Source organism: Marinoscillum sp. HNIBRBA16962 (assembly GCF_057801515.1).
Map to the genome: position 1 here is coordinate 2,263,969 of NZ_CM173603.1, position 19,946 is coordinate 2,283,914.

Below are 19,946 nucleotides of genomic sequence, written 5' to 3' on the forward strand. Positions count from 1 at the left end.
ATCCAGTGTATATTGTCACATCTTACCCATGAAATGAGCATGATGCCGGGACGCGTAGTCTCAACCCAATCCCGATAGCTATCGGGAGAGAATACGGGGACGCCAAGTCCAACCAGGTATGCCTGGCCGGCCGCAATCAAAGTTGAGCAGCAAGCATTTTGCATACAATTGGTATGTTTTTTGTGTAAAACCAAACATGCGACTCCTGATCCTGATTCCGCTATTGGCTGTGTCTGCCTGTACTTCTTATCAGTACTATACCTTAAATAACTCACTATCTGAAAATAATCAAGGTGCGTTTGTTTTTGAAAATGATACCCTTTTACTAGAGTATACTTTTAGTGGTTATGGAGGGCCCGTTCAAATCGAAATATCAAACAAACTGGATGTTCCGCTGATCATTGACTGGAAAAAGTCCTCGATCATTCTTGATGGTTATTCCAGACCCCATTGGAGAGATGAGGCTACGTTTAATGCGAATGATTATGCTTTCAACATTTCCGGAGTTATCACCAGGCCTACGGAGGACAGTTTTGTGCCGCCACATTCTTCTTTAGAGGTCAAATGGGATCAAGTCATAACAAAACCAATGGATTTTGGCGCAAATACTACTTCTGAACGTGTCAACTGTCAGGGTATTGAAGCGAAGAGGTACACTTTTTCCACCGAAGACACCCCGCTTGTATTTAGAAGCTATTTGAGTTTCAGACTGAATGAAAGTTCGGTTTTTTTTCATTATGACCACTATTTCTGGGTAGCTGAAGCGCATCAATCCATATCAGACCCTAATTCATTGATGTGTCTCGGTCAGAGCTTTTACACTTCTGAACCAACGGGCGCTGGCGCGGTCCTTGGGGTTTTGGCTCTTGGCGGGATCATTTGGATGGCCGTAGAGATGGATGAAGCGGAGCAATAGCGTCGGGTCATTCCCTATCCACTCCTCGTATGCAGTGCGGATCCTTTATAATGACATTTCCAAACGTCGTAAAACCTAAATCAAATATTAAATCAGATTCTTAAGCGCATATAAATCCCTTATAAAGACGCTCCTTCCAGCACCTTTTTTACTTTTGCAGTGTGCATGAGATAGAACCATACTACGGTTGGAATCAGTTCTATGATCCGAGCGAGGACCCGGAATCTCCATTCTATGGAAAGGAGTACAATTATGACCTCTATTCGGAAAATATTTATGGCTATTTTATTGATCCGGGGTGGGACTTCTTTGGTTCGGAAACCCTCTATCTAAAGATACTTTATGCCAACTACAATGAGGGTTTTATTGTGATCGAGTTCATCGGTGAGTGGAACGATGCAATCAACAATGACATCATGCATCTGAAGCGAAACCTTGTCGAGCATATCCTGTCATCGGGAATTAATAAGTTTATACTGGTAGGGGAGAACATCCTTAACTTTCACGGAAGTGATGATAGCTATTATGAGGAGTGGTTTGAGGAAGTGGAAGACGGCTGGATAGCAGCGGTTAACTTCAGGGATTTTGTGGAGCAGGAGATGGCTGCCTACGAAATAGACCAGTACATCAATTTTGGCGGGAAGCTTCAGATACTAAACTGGAGGACGATGACCCCTGTAAGCCTTTATAAGATCGTGAGCCAGATGATGCAGCGGAGACTCTCTATTGGCTAGTTGCTTTGAGACCTGACTTTTTCCAGGAGATCCGGGATGATGTAATCTGACTTTAAAAACTGGCTGTCAAACTTAGCTAACAGCTCATCACTTAGCTCCATAAACTCCTGAGCCACACGATTTTCAGGATCGTACTGGTTAATAGACTTTCCGATATCCGTTGCTTCACCCACTCGTATTGACCGGCTTATCGTACGGTCTATAATGAGGTCCCCAAATGCCTCCTTAGCCTGCCTGAATTTTTCCTGACTTCTAAGCAGCTGCGGATTGTACATATTGAAGAAAACACCTAAGATATTGAGGGTGTAGGTCTGGTCTACGCTAGCCAGGTGCGTAAGGAGCTTTTGTACTCCGGCTATGGAGAAGGTGTCTGCTACAGCAGGAATTAAAATACTCTTTGAGCCCGCAAGGATAGCTTTCACCAGTATTCCAAAATTAGTAGGGCAGTCCATAATGATGAAGTCATAATCTTTCTTCACTGCCCAGATCAATTTTTGGATGATTGTAGGGCCAAAAGAAATAAACTGATTATTAGACTCCGCATTGACCATGGAATAATCGCCTGGTAGCAAATGGAGGTAAGGTGACACCTCTACCGGGCGTATATCTACCGGATGATCGTGCAGGATGCTCTTTATGTGATGATAAAGTGTATGCTTTGGGCTATCTACTGCAAGTGCATTGGTGAGGTTGCACTGAGGATCAAAATCAATCAGCAATACTTTAAAAGATCGCGACCAACTAAACCCTAAGTTTAAAGACGTAGTAGTCTTGCCTACTCCCCCCTTAAAATTGTACACGGAGATTGTGTTAGCCATGGCTGGTAATTTTCACTATTGAATCAATGTTCTTAAAATAAGTCTATAACATCACAGAAAGTGTCATTCCGCTATGAAATCCATAAATTACTGAAACGAAAACGCTCAATTCAATAAAGATTCCCCGACTGAGCATACATTCCGGATACATATCCTAAGGCATTGATCCTTAAATATAAACAATCGTAACATGAGTTGAAAAAGGTATAATACTTATTTGAATAATTATATTTTACTCCGAAACGGGCTTTACCTCAGCTATTTCAGAGATCAGATACCTTCTGTTGGTTTTTAGTTCGAGACAAACGGCACGCGTTCTCTTCCTCTCCAGCTTTTTGAACGTTCGTCCATTGAAGTCAAATGCAGACCCGATCTCTATTTGTTTAAGAGCTATTTTGCCATTAGGGGCATCAAATTTTTTTAAAACGTTATACAGAACAGGATCTGAGCAAGAAGCAGCTTTTGGATTCTTGAAGTAGCTCTGAAGCGCCAAAAGCACCGGTGCGGGAAATACCTTTTCGTTTAAGATAGGCCGGGCAACTCGTTTAAAGTTTTGTTTCCATTCAGTGCCATGTGGATTTGCCCTGTGACCATATTTGTCAAAAGTAATCAAGTGTGCTACCTCGTGCAGGTATGTGACCAGAAAAGAAAACTGGTTTAAGTCATTATTGATACTGATGCTGTGTTTTTTGCTTTGTGGGTTGTACCTGTAGTCTCCCAGCTTGGTTTGACGACTTTTTTTGATTTTAAATTCAAAGCCAAAGTACTCCCAGAGTTTCACACAATAGGAGACGGCTTCTTCGGGTACAAAGCGGGCAAAAATCTGATGATAATTCACGGACTTAAATAAAGTAAAAGTCCGTGAATTCAATCTATTGACCAGGAGAAAAGTTTATTTCTTGGGTATTTTAAAAGTCAGAATCGGAATGTGGGCGTGGTTTGCCACATCTTCGGTAATACTACCTCCAAAAAAGTGACCCAGACCAGTTCGGCCATGTGTTCCCATGGCGATCATGTGGATATCATTTTTGAGTGCAAAGTCCACCACTCCCTCATCGGTGAAATCAGCATGCGCAACACCTATGGTATAGTTTTCCAGCTTGTTTCGTTCGGCAAACTCCTTGAGTTCTTCTTTTGCTTTTTCTTCGGTGAGGTAATTATAGGGAGTGCACACCCTCACAAGGTGGAGGTTCACGCCAAATAGTTTTTGGAACTTTTTGATTTCAGGAACTATCAGATCCTGCTCAGCTGTAGTATCAGTTGCCAGGGCAATGCTCTTAATGTTTTCAAGGTCACTTCTTCCTTTTATAGTGATCACAGGACAGTTGGCATGGCGTATGACTCTTTCTGCGTTGGATCCTATGAATATTTCTGTAAGTCCTGAGGCTCCTTTGGATCCCATGATCACCAGATCTACTTTTTGATCTGTAATAGTGTCTTTTATGTGTACAAATGGGTTTCCAAAGATCAATTTGTAGCTGGCAGAAACCCCATCTATTTTGAAATCTTCTACCAATTCTCCCAGGCGTTTTTCTGAACGATCTATCAGCTGTGTTTCATACAGGTGCTCGTAAGAATAGTTGGTGACTACTTCTCCCATAACGCTGAACGATCCATAGGGAACCTCCAGCACATGAAGGAAAAGGACCTCTGAATTCATCTTTTTTGCAACCTGTTTAGCAAATATATGGGCATTCGTGGCCTCATTGGAAAAATCAGTAGGTACTAAGATCTTTTTCATGACGTTGAATTTTATTTTGGTTCTAATGTAATATACGTGTCAGGTCGTTTATATGATAGAAGTCAACCGATTTAATGACTTATAAGGCATGAAATCGGCATGGCCGAAGCAATTTTAGGACTCGGTGACGCGTAGTCCGGGACGCGTAGTCCGGGACACGTAGTCCAACTGAATATGAATATAAGTTTTCGGCCAAAAGCCATAGTCAATAGGCAATAACGCAATAGGCAAAAAAGATAAAAGATTTAAAAATGATGAAGTCAAATTATCAAACAGCCAAAGGCTAAGAGCTAAAAAGCTAAATTATATGCACATGAAGGTTTATCCCTTGCTCTAAATCATATATTCTGGTGATCCATATCAAGGTTTTCATAGTGTTTGACTAATTACTTTGTTTAAAAAAGGGAAGTAATATATCATAGTCATGAAAACTCAGATCAAAAAGATACTAATGCCTGTAGATTTTACCAATGCCAGCAAAAATGCGTTGCGGTATGTTTCCAGGATCTTTAAAGGCGAGCGGGTCCAGTTAGTGCTGCTTCATGTTAATGAGTCTACGGATGGTCAGGAGGAAGGAGAGAGGAATTTTGAACGGCTCAGAAAACTGGAGTTATCGGGTTCTCCCTTTTTGATCACCCAGACGGTAGTGAATGGAGATCCTCAGAATGAGATCCTCAAAGCTGCAAAGCATAATAATGTAAACCTAGTTGTACTGGGGATCAAGGATGCCTCTCAGGTATTTCATGCCTCCATCTCAGAGATTTTGCTGAAAAACCTGGAGTGCCCGGTGATTACCGTACCGGAAAATTATGTGGCTCATCAGCTAAAACGCATTACTTACGCCAATGACCACAGGGATGTGGCATTTTCAGAAGTTTTTGATAACATCCGGTATTTTGCGCAGAAGTTTAACTCTAAAGTTTACATATTTCACCTTTATCCTGACAGGGAGACATTTGCTGAAGATCATACAGAACCCGTACTGGAATACTACCTGGAAAGTACAGATCATGATTATTATACGGTAGTAGAGACTGGCACGGTAAATGCCATCAATGAATTTGTAGAGAACCATCACATCGATCTGCTCACCCTGCTGACAAGAGATCACGGGCACAATGTAATGATGTCAGAAGGAAGGCTTGTTTATGAGCTTGTGAAGACTTCTCATGTTCCTATGCTCATTCTTAACTAAAAAAAGGAGATGATTACAATCAATGAGGTGCTTGAGTAACGTCATAAGATTTCTGGGGGATAATGCTAACCTTAGTACTATCAACTAAACAAGGACAACCATGAAAACGCTATTCGATCATCCTGTATATCCTTTTAAACCCACGGATGGTAGCCTTGCAGAAAGTCTGAAAGCAGTGGAAGTGCTGCATCCTGAAAAACTCTCAAAAAAAGAGTATCAGGGGTTAATGGATATAAAACGAGCGCGGGCAAAACGAGATAAAGAATTGAAGCCCCTCTTCTTTTTTATCGGGCTGAGTATCAGCTTACTATTAATCACTATAATTTTTAACTGGAAGACTTTTGACGATTCAGGGGTGATTGATTTAGGCCAGGTGGAGGATAGCTTTGATGAGATGCTGGAGGTACCGGTCAGTACCCAGCCACCCCCACCTCCTCCTAAGCAACTAGAGGTTATGAACATCGAAGTAGTGCCGGATGAAGAGATCATAGAGCAGGTAGAAATTAACCTGGATGTTGAGCTTACAGAGGAGATGTCTGTGAAGGATGTGGTTTATGAAGATATACCTGTGGAAATGGAAGAGGAGAAGGCTGAAGAGATCTTCCAGGTAGTGGAGGATCAACCTACATTTCCCGGTGGCATTAGCCAGTTTTACCAATATGTAGCTGATAATATCAAATACCCCGAAGCTGCCAGGCGTCTGGGCGTTTCCGGTAGGGTATTTGTGCGGTTTGTGATTGAGAAAGACGGTAAACCTACCCAGGTACATGTAGTAAAAGGAATAGGTGCGGGCTGTGATGAAGAAGCCATCCGTGTGATTGAAAGTTCTCCAGCCTGGATTCCCGGTAAACAGAGAGGGCATCCTGTAAGGGTTTATATGACTGTCCCCATCAATTTTACTTTGAGAATGGAATAAAATATCATAAGCGCAAACGTTTAGACGCCCGGCTATCAGATGGATAAACCGGGTGTCTTCTTATTTATTATGCACGTTTGTTACTGTTTTTCTATCTCTTTGTAATGCGAGCATTTCCGGTACTGCTTACTTTTAGCCAGTTGATATACTAACCGCCGGACTCTGCCAGCATTGCCGGAGTATATCTACCTGCATCTCGGTTCATTATTTCATCAAACGTTTTTGGAAGCTGCCCTGAAGTCTCGAAAACTGATATAAATCAGGTTTATGATTTGGATTCATCATTGAGATATGTACTTTGAAAAGCTGACTTTTGCAATATGAAAAACGCAACGACTCCTGCACAGGCAGTGCAACACATAAAATCAAATGATCATGTTTTCGTGCATACCGCGGGTGCTACCCCTAATGTTTTGGTGGATGCATTGGCCGCTCGGCATGATGAGTTACGGAATGTGAAAATTTATCATTTGCATACTGAAGGAAAGGCCCCTTACACCAATCCGGATTACAATAAGAGCTTTCAGGTTAATTCTTTTTTTCTGGGGGCCAATTGCAGACAGGCGACGAATGAAGGTTATGCTGATTATATTCCGTGTTTTTTGAGTGAAATACCCTTAATGATCCGAAACGGTATCATCAATATAGATGTGGCCCTTATCCACGTATCTCCACCGGATAAACATGGTTTTTGTTCTATGGGCATCTCAGTGGATGCCAGCAAGGCGGCGGTGGATACAGCTGGAATAGTGATCGCTCAGATCAATCCGCAGATGCCGCGTACTCATGGAGACGGATTGGTTCACATCAGTAAGTTTGATGCCTGCATCGAGGTGGATGTGCCCCTGCCTGAGCTGAAGCCGCATACGCTGACAGATGAAGAGAAGAAGATGGGTGAGTTTATCGCCGGTATGATCCCTGACCATGCTACCCTGCAGATGGGTATAGGAGCCATACCTGATGCGGTCTTGAGTTGTCTGGGTAATCATAAAGACCTGGGCGTACATACGGAAATGTTTTCTGATGGGGTAGTACCTCTGGTAGAAAAAGGTATTATTACCAATAAGTTTAAACCCAAGCACAAAGATGTCATTGTTGCAGGGTTTATGCTTGGCTCCAGAAAACTCTACGATTTTGTAGATGACAACCCTATTGTGCGGATGCTGGACATCCAATATGTGAATGATACGGCAGTGATCCGGAAAATGCCCAGTATGATTAGCATCAATAGTGCCATCGAAGTGGACCTCACCGGTCAGGTCAGTGCAGATTCTATAGGGACCCGCATTTATTCAGGAGTAGGGGGTCAGATGGATTTTATTAGAGGAGCTTCGCTTTCGCCAGGGGGTAAGCCTATCATCGCTTTACCCTCAGCCACTAAAAATGGAGAATCTAAAATCACCTCCTTTCTGAAACCGGGTGCAGGAGTAGTAACTACTCGTGCTCACGTTCACTACATAGTGACGGAGTATGGAATAGCCGAATTGTATGGCAGAAACCTGCGAGAACGGGCAAAATCGCTGATTGCTATTGCGCACCCTGACCACAGGGAGACTTTAGAGCGTGAGGCCTTCGAACGGTTTAAGCGGTTTTAAGCTTTTATTTTAACTGCTGAGAAAGCAGAGGAGCGCAGGGATGAGAAGTCTATATGATAACTTCTGATTCTCCTTTTTGTATATACAGGTTGTTGCTTAACTTCCTCAAGTATATGTTAACTCAAAGGGAGTATCCTAAGTCTCCCTTTGCTTTCGTCTAGTACGATAAGTGCCCCTTGCTCAAGATAATCCTTATACTTTTTTATAGTAGCTAATACCGTTTTGCTCAGGTTTTTTACGGAGACATCCTGCGTACGGACTTGTACCACACTCGGTTTTTCTGCTCCAGTAAGTGCCAGTATTGTGCCAAAATCCAGGTCATGAGTGAATACAATATGCTCATGTTGCTTTCTTTGCCCAATTCATCAAATCAGAATCCGGAGCATCGGAGGGACCAATTGTGGACCAATGTGTGGCTTCTATATCCCCTTGTTGGAATTCCCTGACCCAATCCGGGGACAGATTCATATCGATCAGGATTTTCATACAGGCGGCAGAGGCACATCGATCTCCTCAGACCGCCATGCTGCGTATGCCAGTGCTTCTTGCAGATCCTCAGCCTGGAGGTAGGGATACATCTTTAAAATCTCACTGGAGGAATAGCCGGAAGCCAATAAGCCTACCACAGTTCCTACAATGACTCTCAAGCCTCTGATGCAGGGCTTACCACCCATCACCTCCGGGTTTAGCGTAATGCGTTTAAATGCTTTCATTTCCTCATCAATTATCAGAAATAAAAAAATGTATGCAAAGCTAATGAAGGCATTAAAATCCCGGTAGAAAGACATTGTTACTAGCTTGTGCAAAGGTGGATCTACTTATTGGTGATCTTTCAAAAACCAAAGAAAAGTCGGGCTGGGAACCGAGCATGATCTTAAGGATTTGGTCAAAAAACAGGCAGCAAGATCCAGGGTTAAAGTGATCAGAACCTATCCGCATCATTTACCTCGATCCAGTAACCATCCGGATCCTGCAGGTATATCTGGTTTACTCCATCGGGTCGGGCGCTTGAGGTGCCAGCGTCACCAGGCCAGTTTTCATAGTATACATCCTTTTCATCCAGCAGTTTCATAAATGCGTTCAGGTCATCTATGGCCAGTGCCAGGTGCAGGTCTTTTTTTACCTGTATACCTTCCTTGCTTCTTTTGATGAGGTGGAGCTCTGTTCCTCCTGCGAAAGCAAACCATCGGATGTCCGGATTTTGTGTTTGGTTGATGATCTCTTTAAGACCTAAGATCTGGCTATAAAAAGCAGCACTCTTTTCAAGGTCACTTACCACGATAGCCACGTGATCCACTTTGGTTTTTGGCTGATAATTTTCCTGGGATAACCCTATTACCGGGAGAAAGATTATCCAAAAGATGAGGTTCAGGTTTTTATTCATGACTTTAATATGTTTGGAATTACCCTTAATATACCTCCCAAATCCGGTTTAAATGGCATTAATGACATTTGACTCCTCTTTTATCAGCATTCAGACCAACATTTATCAGAAAACCCCTTGATTTAGTTCACATCCGTATGCTGCTAAATGTCATATTTCACCGTGCCACATCCCTCTAATTTAGCGCTTGAAACAGCTAGTATAGCACTCAAAACAACTGACTAAGCAAATTATGAAAACGACAATTTTAATCCTCTTAAGCACATTTCTATTTGCAGGGCAAACAGAGATCAGCTTACGACCAGATCAAAGCTCAATGCAGATCTTTGGTACTTCTTCGCTACATGACTGGGAGTCTGATGTGAAAGACTTTTCCATCAATGGAATACTTGTAGATGACAACATCATCAGAAACCTGAAAGTGAAAGTAGAGGCAGAGTCAATTAAGAGTGGAAAATCCATCATGGATAGTAAAACCTATGATGCACTCGAATCCGGAGAGCACCCATTGATCACCTTCAGCGCTGATGAACTGACTATTGACGACCAAAAGGTTCAGGGGCAGGGCAACCTTTCACTGGCTGGTGAAACCAAGACGCTTCCTGTGGATGCCAAAGTAGTAGAAAGAAAACCCGGTAGCATTAAAATAGAAGGGGAAGTCATCTTGAAAATGACAGAATATGGAATAGATCCCCCTACGGCCATGTTTGGCTCAATTTCTACCGGAGACCAGGTGACTGTAAAATACAGCATCCTTTTATCCAACTAGTGCCTAATGGCACAAATAATCAATAGAAACAACGAACTGACAATCAACTATTTGCGACACGTTTTAATGTAGTTTAATTCTGCAACTTAACACTAGCAATAATTAATTTCTAATAAAATTTTCCAACACTAAATAAACTTTTAAATCATGAAAACCAGAATTTTAAAACCCCTGTTTGCATTTGTTGCGCTGTTTGCAGCAATGGCTATATACGCCCAGCAACCAGAGTTACAATACTTCAGATCCAATGATCAGGACGGACTGAACGTATTCGAAACCAGCAAAGAAAATGATGTGGAATTTACCGGAGTAAAGGTCCGAATAGGAGGAGACTTTGCTCTGCAATTTCAAGGGCTAAGCCAAACAAATGATGGTGGCGTTGATTCTTTGAAACTGGATAATAACTTCAACTTACCAACAGCAAACCTTAACCTTGATGTTCAGTTAGCTGATGGTTTGAGAATGCACCTGAGAACGTATCTTTCTTCCAGACACCACACTGAAGCTTATGTGAAGGGAGGTTACATCCAAATAGATAAGCTGGACTTTATTCAGCCTGGGTTTCTGAGCGGCTTTATGAACGTGGCTACTATCAGAGTTGGTATGGATGAGTTTAATTACGGTGATGCTCATTTCCGTCGGTCAGATAACGCCAGAGCTATTTATAATCCGTTTGTAGGAAACTACATCATGGATGCATTCTCTACAGAGCCATTTGCTGAAGTTACCGTTCAGTCTTCCGGATTCCTTGGTGTGGTTGGTTTAACCAATGGCCGGCTGAACCAGAAGGTTTTGGAAAACACTGACGATGGGTTTGTCTTCTTTGGAAAACTTGGATACGATAACCAGTTGAGTGATGATTTAAGAGTGCGTTTGACTGGATCATGGTACCTCAGTAATGATAAAAACACCAGAGATAACCTGTACGCAGGAGACCGGGCTGGTGCAAGATACTACCATGTGCTTACTGATAATAGCAGTAACTTCAGAACAGGCCGATTCAGCCCTGGTTTTGCATACCATACAGCATTTCAGGTAAACCCTTTTGTGAAATTTAAAGGCCTTGAGTTCTTTGGTGTATATGAAGTATCCAGCAATGGTGACGATGAAGTAGGGGGTGCGTTTACTCAAGTGGGAGCAGAAGCCCTTTATCGATTCGGTGCAGCGGAAAACATATTCATTGGTGGAAGATACAATACCGTAAGTGGAGAACCAGTTGATGGTGTTGATACTCAAAAGATCAACCGTGTAAATGTGGGCGGAGGATGGTTCCTTACCAAGAATGTTCTCACTAAACTGGAATATGTGAAGCAATCATATACTGATGGCTGGGATGGATCAGGTTTCCAGGGAGCAGAGTTTGACGGAATAGTAATCGAGGCAACCATTGGATTTTAGAGGGTGCCTGTTTAGTTAGTGTTGAGAGGCTGCCCCTCGAGGGGTGGCTTCTCTTTATAAAGCTTCGGGGTTCCGGAGCTTTTTTTGTTGGCCTCATCCAGGAATCTTTTTACATACCATAAAGTCGGAATCACAGCGAACTTCCGCGCACTCCCCAAAACCCTTGGAGCCCATACAGAACTTCCGCGTCCTCCCCAAAAACTTTGGAGCTCAGTGCAGAACTTCCGCGTCCCTTCCAAAACCTTTGGAGCTCGTGCAGAACTTCTGCACCCTTCCCAAAACCTTTGGGGCTCTCCGCCGAACTTCCGCGCACTCCCCAAAACTCTTGGAGCGCCATGCAGAACTTCTGCGTCCTTCCCAAAAACTTTGGAGCTTCGCGCAGAGCTTTTTTACTTTCATTTCTGTGGCGTAAACCGGCACATTGCAAAATTTTTTTAGGTGAAAAATCATGATTTCCACAGGCCTGGCCCAAGGTCTGTGGCTCCCAGACATGTGATATTCCGCCTTGGGTCGCAGGTTGGGGGGAGTTCTGGTATCGCCGGGTTAAACCAGCCCTTTGCCAAATTCAAATGGCAGGTTAGAGTCAGAGTTTATCGTTATTGTCAGAGGTTAAAGTCACAGGTCCGTGTCAATATGTCTCCACATGCATATTGATCTCAAAGTCCACTTTTAGCTCATTGGTTACCTGTACCAGCCCGAAAAATTTAGTGGGAGGTTCTATGTTAAAGTCTGTGAGTTTGAGGGTTTTCTTTCCCAAAAAGGTCAGGTCTTCTTCAGACCGGTTGATAACGATACCATCTGTAATGTGATACATCCGGGTCACATCGGATAGGGTGATGGATACTTCTGCAGCCACATTGAGTCGCTCGATCCTGTTGTTGCCCGGGGCAATGGCGATACTGTGAATCTCCAGATACAAGTAGGGATATGAGTCGGTTTTAAGAAGCTCCCTCAGATCCTTGTTCATAGGCTCTAAGCCACAGTCAAACCGGTCTGCTGTGTACCGGAGTTTCAGGCCTTCAAAACTCAACCGGAAGTTGTTCCAGTCGCTGGATACCTCCAGCATTCCTTCAGACACCTTTTGAAACAACCCACACTCGAAGGAGCTGACATTGGTTTTTCCATCGATATTAAACCGGCTGGAAACGATCTCCACCTGGTGCCGATTGTTTTGACTGTTTGCCAGAAAACCTGATAGTAGCAGAAGTATTGATAGAAGCTGTTTCACCATTTACCACCTTCAAAATTTGGACCAAAAGATAGGTATATTGGAGTAAAGGGGAGAAGAAATACCTAAAATCCGCAGATGATCCTTCTTACTGTCTGAAATCATCGAGATAGTCATGCCATGACTCATATTCCCAATCTTCGTAACCAATTCAAAATCAAATAGTCATGGCATGACTTTCGGGTTCAAGGAAATAACAATCTGTCATCAGGGTGTTAAAGCGTTTGACTAAACCGGGACTTTGATTTAGCTTTCCAAAGCCGACTGTCAAGCGCCATACATATATTTCTGATAAAGGGTTTTCCCAGGTCGGTAACCTTGAGTCCGTCTCCGGTCCAGGTGATTAGGTTGTCTGAGGTCAGCTCTTCGAGAAGGTCTATATTAAATCCTGCACCTGTGGTAAGAAATTCCTCATCACTCCAGGAGGTTTCATATTGACACATAAGGTTGAGGATGTGTCTTCTGATAATCAGGTCCTCTGGGGTGAGCTGATGTCCACGCAGGATAGGCAGCTCATCATTGTCCAGTCGCTCATAGTATTTGGTGAGCAGCTTTTCGTTTTGACTGAAGGCAGCCCAGCTGTCGCTGATGGAGCTCATACCAAGCCCGATCAAGAGGTTGCTTTTCTGGGTGGTGTAGCCCATAAAGTTTCGGTGAAGGGTACCATTTTGGTAAGCCTCATAGAGCGGGTCATCCGGTAGCGAAAAATGATCCATACCTATGTCATAGTAACCGTTTGAGGTAAGCAGTTTTTTCCCCAGGGTATATATTTTCAGCCGTTGCTCAGTTGTTGGCAGAAAGTTTTCGAAAGCCTTTTGTGCCTTCTTCATCCAGGGTACATGCGCATAACCATAAAAGGCAATCCTGGTTGGCCTGATACTGATCGTTTTTATAATGGTATCCCAAACGGATGCACTTGTCTGTTTTGGCAGCCCGTAGATCAGGTCAAAGTTTATGCTTGTGAATCCATATTTTTCAGCGAGAGCTGTCACTCTTTTCACATCGTCTGCCGTCTGCTCCCTGTTGATGGCTTTCTGTACCTCCGGGTCAAAGTCCTGGATGCCCAGGCTTATCCGTGTAAAGCCAAGGTTTGACAAGGTTTTCAGGTGTTCTTCCATTGTATTGCCGGGATGGCCTTCAAAACCAAACTCATGGTCATCAGCGACAGTAGCTCCTGTGGTAATTCCTTTAATCAGGTGGTCCAGGTTTGCGGGAGAGAAAAATGTAGGAGTGCCTCCGCCAAGGTGGATTTCCTTAATGATCGGCTTAGCGGGTAATGTATCCAGGTACATATTCCATTCTTTCAGAATGTACCGGATGTATTTTTCTTCCACCGCGTGGTTTTTAGTTATTCGCGTGGTACAGCCACAGTATGTACACAGGCGCTCACAAAAGGGGAGATGAATGTAGAGACTTAATTCTTTGCCGCTTTGCCAAAATCCATTGATGAGGGTTTTTTTCCAGGTACCTTCATTGTGATTACAGTTATCCCAGTGGGGGACAGTAGGGTAGGAAGTATACCTCGGCCCTGCCGTGCTGTACTTTCTGATCAGTCTATCCATAAAGGCAAAGAAGCCATATATGGAGTTTAGGGCTTATGAGATAAGTCAAAGTGAAAACTGCATTATCTCAGGTAATTCGATTCCTTTAAAACCTGATGGAAGTAAGCTTATCAGGCGCTACAATGTGTATCGTGCTGCCCTCAATTTTGATATAGCCGTCCTTTTTGAATTCGGATAAAATACGAATTACTGATTCGGTAGCTGTGCCTACCATGCTGGCCAGGTCTGCCCTTGTTACTTCAAATTGCGGTGAGCCTGATTCATTTTTATAAGTATTGTAAAGCTTCATCAGGGAGTCTGCTGTACGTTTCCTTACAGTATCGTAAGCCATCTCCATGAGGTTGTTTTCTTTCTCGATCAGGTGCTTGGAGAGTAACTTGATAAACTGACCGGAGACTTCACGATTTTGGAATATAAGGTCCTGGAAGTCCTTCCGGGGGATCAGTATAAGCTCCGTTTCCTCCAGGGCCTGGGCAAACTCCGTGCGATCGGTGTCCTGGATCAGGGCATTTTCACCTAGAAAATCCCCGTCTTTAAGTATGTCATGTATAAACTCTTTGCCGTCCGGGTTTATCTGGAAAGTTTTTACTTTGCCGGATTTTATTTTATAGGCATAAGAAGCAAAATCACCCTGCCGATAGATGATGTCTTTTTTCTTGAATTTACGGGTTTTACCAGTGGTTTCCAGGTCCTTTAGCTCGTTGTAGTTTTTAGCCCGCTCTACAAACTCCTGCAGCGATTCGTGGGAAGATAAGCGATCATACTTCATCAATCTTCGCTCTATAGCTCCCAGTAGCTCCATTTCTTCAAATGGCTTGGTGATGTAATCATCCGCACCCATATTCATGCCTTTTCTGAAATCCATTTTCTCAGCTTTAGCTGTAAGGAAGATAAATGGCGTAGAAGCGATTTCAGGATTTTTGCTGATCAGATACAGCACCTCATAACCGTCCATTTCCGGCATCATAATATCACACAGGATCAGGTCTGGCTTTTCATCCAAAGCTTTTTTTACTCCCTCTTTTCCGTCAGTTGCAGTTATGACCTGATAGTTTGACAGGTCCAGAAGCTCTTCTATGTTTTCACGAACTTCTTGCTGGTCTTCTATTACGAGTATTTTCTTCTTCATAGGTTATTTCAAGAAATTTAAGAGTGATGTACAGGCACCGATATTGTAAATGTACTTCCCTTCCCTTCAACACTCGTAAAAGTAATACTTCCGTCAATGAGATCAAGGTATCTTTTTACAATGTTGAGCCCAAGGCCCGTTCCCTGGATGTTTGTCACATTATCAGCCCGGTAAAAACGTTGGAAAAGGTTTTTTTGTTCTTCTCTGGGGATACCGATACCTTCATCTTTTATGGCCACGGAGATCATATGATCTTTTGTGGTTACAATTAAAGCTATTGTTTGGCCTTCATCGGAGTATTTTATGGCGTTTGAAGTAAGGTTGATGATTATGTTTTTTAGAATGTGAATGTCTGATGTAATGGAAGGTAGATCTTTTGGTATATCTATTCTCAACACCTGATCTTTCTTCAGTGTAGAATCAAATTCATCCCGGATTTCATCCAGCAATTCACACAGATCAAAACGATCAATTTTCAGTTGGATAGCACCACTTTCCAGTTTCTCCAGTGAAAGGAAGTCATTGAGAATATTCGTCAGGTTTTGTACCGCAGTTTTGATTCTGTGAATGTGTTTTTCCCGGTTTGGCTGCTGTTCTGTTTGATCATATTTGCTGATCAGGTTTGCGGAGGAGAGGATGGTGGTGAGCGGGGTACGAAACTCATGACTGGCCATCGAAATGAACCTTGATTTCATCTCATTGACTTCTTTTTCTTTTTCCAGGGCATGCTTGATCTCGCGTTCTGCTTTTTTCAGGTCTTCAAGGCTTTCTTTCAGGGCCTCTTCTGCAAGTTTTCGCTCACGGATCTGGCTTTTAAGCCCCAGGTTGAGGTGTTCCAGCTCCCGGGTTCTCTCCTTTACTTTTGATTCCAGCTCACTGGCATATTCTTCAAGTTTTTTCCGGCTTTCTGTCAGGGCATCCTCCTGCTCCTTTCGCTTAGTGATATCGGTGATAAAAGCGACTACAAGATTCTCTTTTTTGTGGGACACATAACTCAGACTGACTTCCGCCGGAAATTCACTGCCGTCCTTTTTGAGTCCTGTAAGGTGCCTGCCAATCCCCATAGGTCTGGAAACCGGTTTTTTGACATATTTCTGCCGGTGTTCCACATGTTTTCCACGATACTTCCGGGGTACGAGGTCTTCAATGACTTTCCCTGTCAGTTCGTTCTGCTCGTAGTTAAAGATCTCTTCCGCACGCTTATTGACAAGTTTGATTTTACCGTGTCCGTCTACAATAATGATCCCTTCACCGGCACTCAGGAAAATTTTGTTCAATAGCTCCAGACCTTCCGTGGAGGTCAGGTAATCATTAGAGATGGTCATGTTGCTTATAGTCTACTTTATGGGTTTAAACCTAATAAAGGGAATTGATAACATAGAATGACAGACTGATTTATTTCATTTTTAAACTTGACTGTTGTCAGATATGGCTGGTAGGTACCTTTATACTTTTGCTTTGAATACTATGCTAAACATGTCGCTATTTCAAAACATATTGATCCCGACCGATTTTTCAGGAGCTGCCTGGCGGGCTGTACAGATTGGCATGGACCTGGCCCAGGATGACCGGTCAAACATTACTCTGCTCCATGTCTTTCCTTATTCAGCAAAATTTGACCATAAAAAAGGGGATTTGAATGACAGGGACCTAATGGCTATAGAGTCCATAAAGAAACAAATGGAGGAATTTTGTGCAGATCTTGAGAAAAAGACCAAAGCAAAAGTGGTTTCTGTAATTCTCGCCGGACCAGTAGAATCCGAAATATTGGGCTTCCTTGCAGAGAAAGGTTTTGATTTGATCGTGATGGGGGTGAATAGCAATGGACTGGATAACCATCCGGGCAGCCACGTAGCAAGTATCATTGAAAAAGCGTCTGCACCGGTACTGATCGTTCCTAATAAGATCGAAACTCAAAACGTCCCTGCTTAATGGAAGTACTCCTGAAAGAGCAGGTTAGCTGCTGCCACTGCGGGGATGACTGTGTGGATGAAGAAATCCACTTCGATGACAAGACATTCTGTTGCTATGGCTGTAAGGCAGTCTATGAGCTCATCGAGTCAAGTGATCTCCACCAATACTATGAAAATCAGGACCTTAAGGCTGGCAAAATAGAAGATCAGCTGGCTGCTGAGCGGAAGTTTAGCTTTTTGGAGCTGGATGAAGTCAGTAAGGTGCTGATCCGGTACCAGGACGAAGCTAAGTCGCTGGTGCGATTTTACATCTCGGGTATCCACTGCAGCTCATGTATTTATTTATTGGAGCATTTACCAAAGATTGATGAGCGTATTCTGAAAGCCGAGGTGAATTTTATCCGTAAGGAGGTAACGATCACTTATGATCACCGTGAGGTTTCCCTTAAAGAGCTTGCGGTATTGCTCTCTAAGCTGGGTTATCCGCCTACGATCAATCTCGATAGTATGGATAAGTCCGGGAAGGGCTTGTCGAATAACTCCATAGGAATTAAAATAGCTGTGACGGGCTTTTGTTTTGGTAACAGCATGCTGATCAGCTTGCCGGAATACCTGGACGTGGGATATCAACTTGAAGGTCCTTTCAGATCCCTTTTTGGGTGGATTAACCTTGCTCTGGCTCTGCCGGTGGTTTTTTATGCAGCCAGAGATTACTTTATAAGTTCCTGGAAGGGAATCTCCCATCGGTACCTGAACATTGATGTACCTATTTCACTGGGTATTCTCACACTCTTTACCAGGAGTGTGGCTGAAATACTTACACAAACCGGACCTGGATATGTGGATTCGCTGACGGGACTGATCTTTTTTCTGCTGGTAGGTAAGTGGTACCAGGGAAAGACCTATCAGGCTTTGTCTTTTGATCGTGATTACACCTCGTATTTTCCCATTTCGGTCTCTCGTCTGGTGGACGGTACTGAGCAATCCGTTTTGCTCAAGGAGTTGAAAAAGGGTGATGAAATACTGATCCATAATCAGGAGCTGATTCCTGCAGATGGGATCATTGTGGAGGGTGCCGGTAGCATAGATTACAGCTTTGTAACGGGGGAGGCTGACCCCGTGATCCGGAAAGCAGGTGAGCAGGTATTTGCCGGTGGACGCCAAATAGGAGGAGAGCTAATGATCAGGCTAAGCAAAGGAGTAAACAACAGTGAGCTTACTCAACTGTGGAATAGTCAGTTCTTTGCCAAGGATAACAATAAATACGATGCCCTGATTGACCGTGTCAGTAAGTACTTTACGATAACGATTATTTTACTGGCTCTGGGTACGGCAGTCTATTGGGGGATAGCTGACGCTGCGAAGGTTTGGAATTCCGTCACTGCGGTGCTAATCATCGCTTGCCCATGTGCTCTGGCCCTTACTCTTCCGTTTGCCTTTGGACACTCGATGCGTGTACTGGGTAGCCGGGGTGTTTATTTGAAGAATGCCAATATCATAGAGTCCATAGCAAAGATCAAAGAGATCATCTTCGATAAGACCGGTACGCTAACCAGGAATGATCCTATGAAAATCAGGTATCATGGTGTGTCATTGACCAAAGAGGAAAAGTCTAAGGTAAGAACGGTGGCAGGTAATTCTGCACATCCCCTTAGTAAGCTGGTGGCGACTTATCTCGGTGATAAAGTAGAAAAACTTCCGGTTACTGATTTTGATGAGGTGATCGGCCGGGGCATCCAGGCCAATGTGGCTGGATCAGTTTTGAAGGTAGGATCAGCTAACTTTTTGGGGATCAACGCAAAATCCCAGCTGCATGAATCTCAGGTTCATGTGATGGTGGATGATGATTATAGAGGATACTTTGCAGTCAGCTCCGATTACCGCGAGGGTATTTTTGAGATGTTGCAAGAGCTTAGACAGACGCATTCTTTGCATTTGCTTTCCGGAGACAATGAGTCTGAGGCTACCCGTCTCAGTCCTTATTTTGACAGGCTCTCCTTTCAGCAACGCCCGGCTCAAAAGCTGGAATATGTAAGGAGGATAAAGGGAAGGTCACTTATGATCGGTGATGGGCTCAATGATGCCGGTGCTTTAAAATCTGCAGATGTTGGTTTTGCGGTATGTGAGGATATCCACCAGTTTTCACCAGCCTGCGATGCGATGATTGAGGCGGAAGCATTGATTCGGATTCCCAGAATCTTTCGATTTGCAAAAGGAGTGATCCGTGTAGTGATCGTGGCTTTTATGCTGTCGTTTGCTTATAATGTGATAGGCCTGTCGTTTGCTGTGAGCGGTAATCTCACCCCGGTTATATCGGCAGTTCTCATGCCGGTCAGCTCCGTTACGGTCGTTGGGTTTATTACACTTACAGTCAATATCATGGGGAATATATGGCTAAAGAAGTAGCAGCCTTGCGGGTTGCGGGTTGCGAGTTGCGAAGTTGAGCAGTGTGATTCATCACTCACTGGCCACCGACTACTTTGTGTGTCCACATCGATTACTGCTTACTGCCACTGCCCACTGACTACCGCCGCGCCGACTATCCCTAAGCATTTATACGGATGGCCGATCTATAGCTTTTTATCGATTGATTTTTACCGGATTTTCATGAGAACTGCAGGCAATATCACGGGGTAACTTTGATGTTG

Annotated in this window: 20 protein-coding genes; 9 read left to right on the plus strand and 11 right to left on the minus strand. The window is 43.5% G+C overall.

Annotation, left to right across the window (positions count from 1 at the left end; all coding sequences use genetic code 11):
* The first annotated feature begins 196 nt into the window (after positions 1-196).
* Together AC3E9V_RS09715 and AC3E9V_RS09720 are read left to right on the plus strand one after the other, a co-directional pair.
* Entirely contained in the window at positions 197-916 is a 720-nt protein-coding gene (locus AC3E9V_RS09715) for a hypothetical protein (RefSeq protein ID WP_488752994.1), read from the plus strand.
* A 161-nt stretch (positions 917-1,077) separates the two neighbouring features.
* Positions 1,078-1,650 (plus strand): hypothetical protein, encoded by a 573-nt coding sequence (locus AC3E9V_RS09720; RefSeq protein ID WP_488752995.1) that lies wholly within the window; start codon positions 1,078-1,080, stop codon positions 1,648-1,650.
* Here the strand turns inward: AC3E9V_RS09720 and AC3E9V_RS09725 are convergent.
* From AC3E9V_RS09725 to AC3E9V_RS09735, 3 genes are all read right to left on the minus strand, one after another.
* Positions 1,647-2,468 (minus strand): ParA family protein, encoded by an 822-nt coding sequence (locus AC3E9V_RS09725; protein ID WP_488752996.1) that lies wholly within the window; start codon positions 2,466-2,468, stop codon positions 1,647-1,649. The two genes, AC3E9V_RS09720 and AC3E9V_RS09725, sit on opposite strands and share 4 nt — an antisense overlap.
* A 232-nt stretch (positions 2,469-2,700) precedes the next feature.
* Positions 2,701-3,306 carry a SprT-like domain-containing protein gene (locus tag AC3E9V_RS09730; RefSeq protein WP_488752997.1) on the minus strand — a complete coding sequence of 202 codons (606 nt, stop codon included), beginning with the start codon at positions 3,304-3,306 and terminating at the stop codon, positions 2,701-2,703.
* Positions 3,307-3,360: 54 nt separating this feature from the next.
* The gene (locus AC3E9V_RS09735; RefSeq protein WP_488752998.1) at positions 3,361-4,209 is read right to left on the minus strand and encodes a universal stress protein; all 849 of its coding nucleotides are present in this window, start codon (positions 4,207-4,209) and stop codon (positions 3,361-3,363) included.
* A 424-nt stretch (positions 4,210-4,633) separates the two neighbouring features.
* Here AC3E9V_RS09735 and AC3E9V_RS09740 point away from each other — a divergent pair, with 424 nt between their 5' ends.
* From AC3E9V_RS09740 to AC3E9V_RS09750, 3 genes are all read left to right on the plus strand, one after another.
* On the plus strand, positions 4,634-5,404 hold the full coding sequence (locus AC3E9V_RS09740) for a universal stress protein (RefSeq protein ID WP_488752999.1): 771 nt from the start codon (positions 4,634-4,636) through the stop codon (positions 5,402-5,404).
* Positions 5,405-5,504: 100 nt separating this feature from the next.
* On the plus strand, positions 5,505-6,320 hold the full coding sequence (locus AC3E9V_RS09745; protein ID WP_488753000.1) for an energy transducer TonB: 816 nt from the start codon (positions 5,505-5,507) through the stop codon (positions 6,318-6,320).
* 320 nt (positions 6,321-6,640) lie between these two features.
* Positions 6,641-7,915 carry an acetyl-CoA hydrolase/transferase family protein gene (locus tag AC3E9V_RS09750; RefSeq protein WP_488753001.1) on the plus strand — a complete coding sequence of 425 codons (1,275 nt, stop codon included), beginning with the start codon at positions 6,641-6,643 and terminating at the stop codon, positions 7,913-7,915.
* Between the two features lie 116 nt (positions 7,916-8,031).
* On the opposite strand, the gene AC3E9V_RS09755 is transcribed toward AC3E9V_RS09750, so the two are convergent.
* The 4 genes from AC3E9V_RS09755 to AC3E9V_RS09770 form a co-directional block, all read right to left on the minus strand.
* Positions 8,032-8,277, minus strand: a complete 246-nt coding sequence (locus tag AC3E9V_RS09755) for a DUF5615 family PIN-like protein (RefSeq protein ID WP_488753659.1) — start codon at positions 8,275-8,277, stop codon at positions 8,032-8,034.
* On the minus strand, positions 8,255-8,401 hold the full coding sequence (locus AC3E9V_RS09760) for a DUF5615 family PIN-like protein (protein ID WP_488753002.1): 147 nt from the start codon (positions 8,399-8,401) through the stop codon (positions 8,255-8,257). The genes AC3E9V_RS09755 and AC3E9V_RS09760 overlap by 23 nt, the downstream gene beginning before the upstream one ends.
* Positions 8,398-8,628 (minus strand): DUF433 domain-containing protein, encoded by a 231-nt coding sequence (locus tag AC3E9V_RS09765; protein ID WP_488753003.1) that lies wholly within the window; start codon positions 8,626-8,628, stop codon positions 8,398-8,400. Before AC3E9V_RS09765 ends, AC3E9V_RS09760 begins: the two co-directional genes overlap by 4 nt.
* 209 nt (positions 8,629-8,837) lie before the next feature.
* Positions 8,838-9,299, minus strand: coding sequence for a VOC family protein (locus AC3E9V_RS09770; protein ID WP_488753004.1), 462 nt, complete (start codon positions 9,297-9,299; stop codon positions 8,838-8,840).
* A 232-nt stretch (positions 9,300-9,531) separates the two neighbouring features.
* Between AC3E9V_RS09770 and AC3E9V_RS09775 the strand changes: the two genes are divergently transcribed.
* Both AC3E9V_RS09775 and AC3E9V_RS09780 read left to right on the plus strand, forming a co-directional pair.
* Entirely contained in the window at positions 9,532-10,068 is a 537-nt protein-coding gene (locus AC3E9V_RS09775; protein WP_488753005.1) for a YceI family protein, read from the plus strand.
* 147 nt (positions 10,069-10,215) lie between these two features.
* Entirely contained in the window at positions 10,216-11,466 is a 1,251-nt protein-coding gene (locus AC3E9V_RS09780) for a hypothetical protein (RefSeq protein ID WP_488753006.1), read from the plus strand.
* A 628-nt stretch (positions 11,467-12,094) separates the two neighbouring features.
* Here AC3E9V_RS09780 and AC3E9V_RS09785 read toward each other — a convergent pair.
* The 4 genes from AC3E9V_RS09785 to AC3E9V_RS09800 all read right to left on the minus strand — a co-directional run bounded on the left by AC3E9V_RS09785 (position 12,095) and on the right by AC3E9V_RS09800 (position 16,710).
* Positions 12,095-12,697 (minus strand): hypothetical protein, encoded by a 603-nt coding sequence (locus tag AC3E9V_RS09785; RefSeq protein ID WP_488753007.1) that lies wholly within the window; start codon positions 12,695-12,697, stop codon positions 12,095-12,097.
* A 212-nt stretch (positions 12,698-12,909) separates the two neighbouring features.
* Positions 12,910-14,256: an oxygen-independent coproporphyrinogen III oxidase gene (gene hemN / locus AC3E9V_RS09790; RefSeq protein ID WP_488753008.1), complete on the minus strand. Its 1,347-nt coding sequence runs from the start codon at positions 14,254-14,256 to the stop codon at positions 12,910-12,912.
* Between the two features lie 85 nt (positions 14,257-14,341).
* Positions 14,342-15,385: a response regulator gene (locus tag AC3E9V_RS09795; protein WP_488753009.1), complete on the minus strand. Its 1,044-nt coding sequence runs from the start codon at positions 15,383-15,385 to the stop codon at positions 14,342-14,344.
* Between the two features lie 17 nt (positions 15,386-15,402).
* On the minus strand, positions 15,403-16,710 hold the full coding sequence (locus tag AC3E9V_RS09800; RefSeq protein WP_488753010.1) for a PAS domain-containing sensor histidine kinase: 1,308 nt from the start codon (positions 16,708-16,710) through the stop codon (positions 15,403-15,405).
* A 103-nt stretch (positions 16,711-16,813) separates the two neighbouring features.
* On the opposite strand from AC3E9V_RS09800, the gene AC3E9V_RS09805 reads away from it, so the two are divergent.
* On the plus strand, positions 16,814-17,317 hold the full coding sequence (locus AC3E9V_RS09805; protein WP_488753011.1) for a universal stress protein: 504 nt from the start codon (positions 16,814-16,816) through the stop codon (positions 17,315-17,317).
* The gene (locus tag AC3E9V_RS09810) at positions 17,317-19,704 is read left to right on the plus strand and encodes a heavy metal translocating P-type ATPase (RefSeq protein WP_488753012.1); all 2,388 of its coding nucleotides are present in this window, start codon (positions 17,317-17,319) and stop codon (positions 19,702-19,704) included. The genes AC3E9V_RS09805 and AC3E9V_RS09810 overlap by 1 nt, the downstream gene beginning before the upstream one ends.
* Positions 19,705-19,946 lie beyond the last annotated feature (242 nt).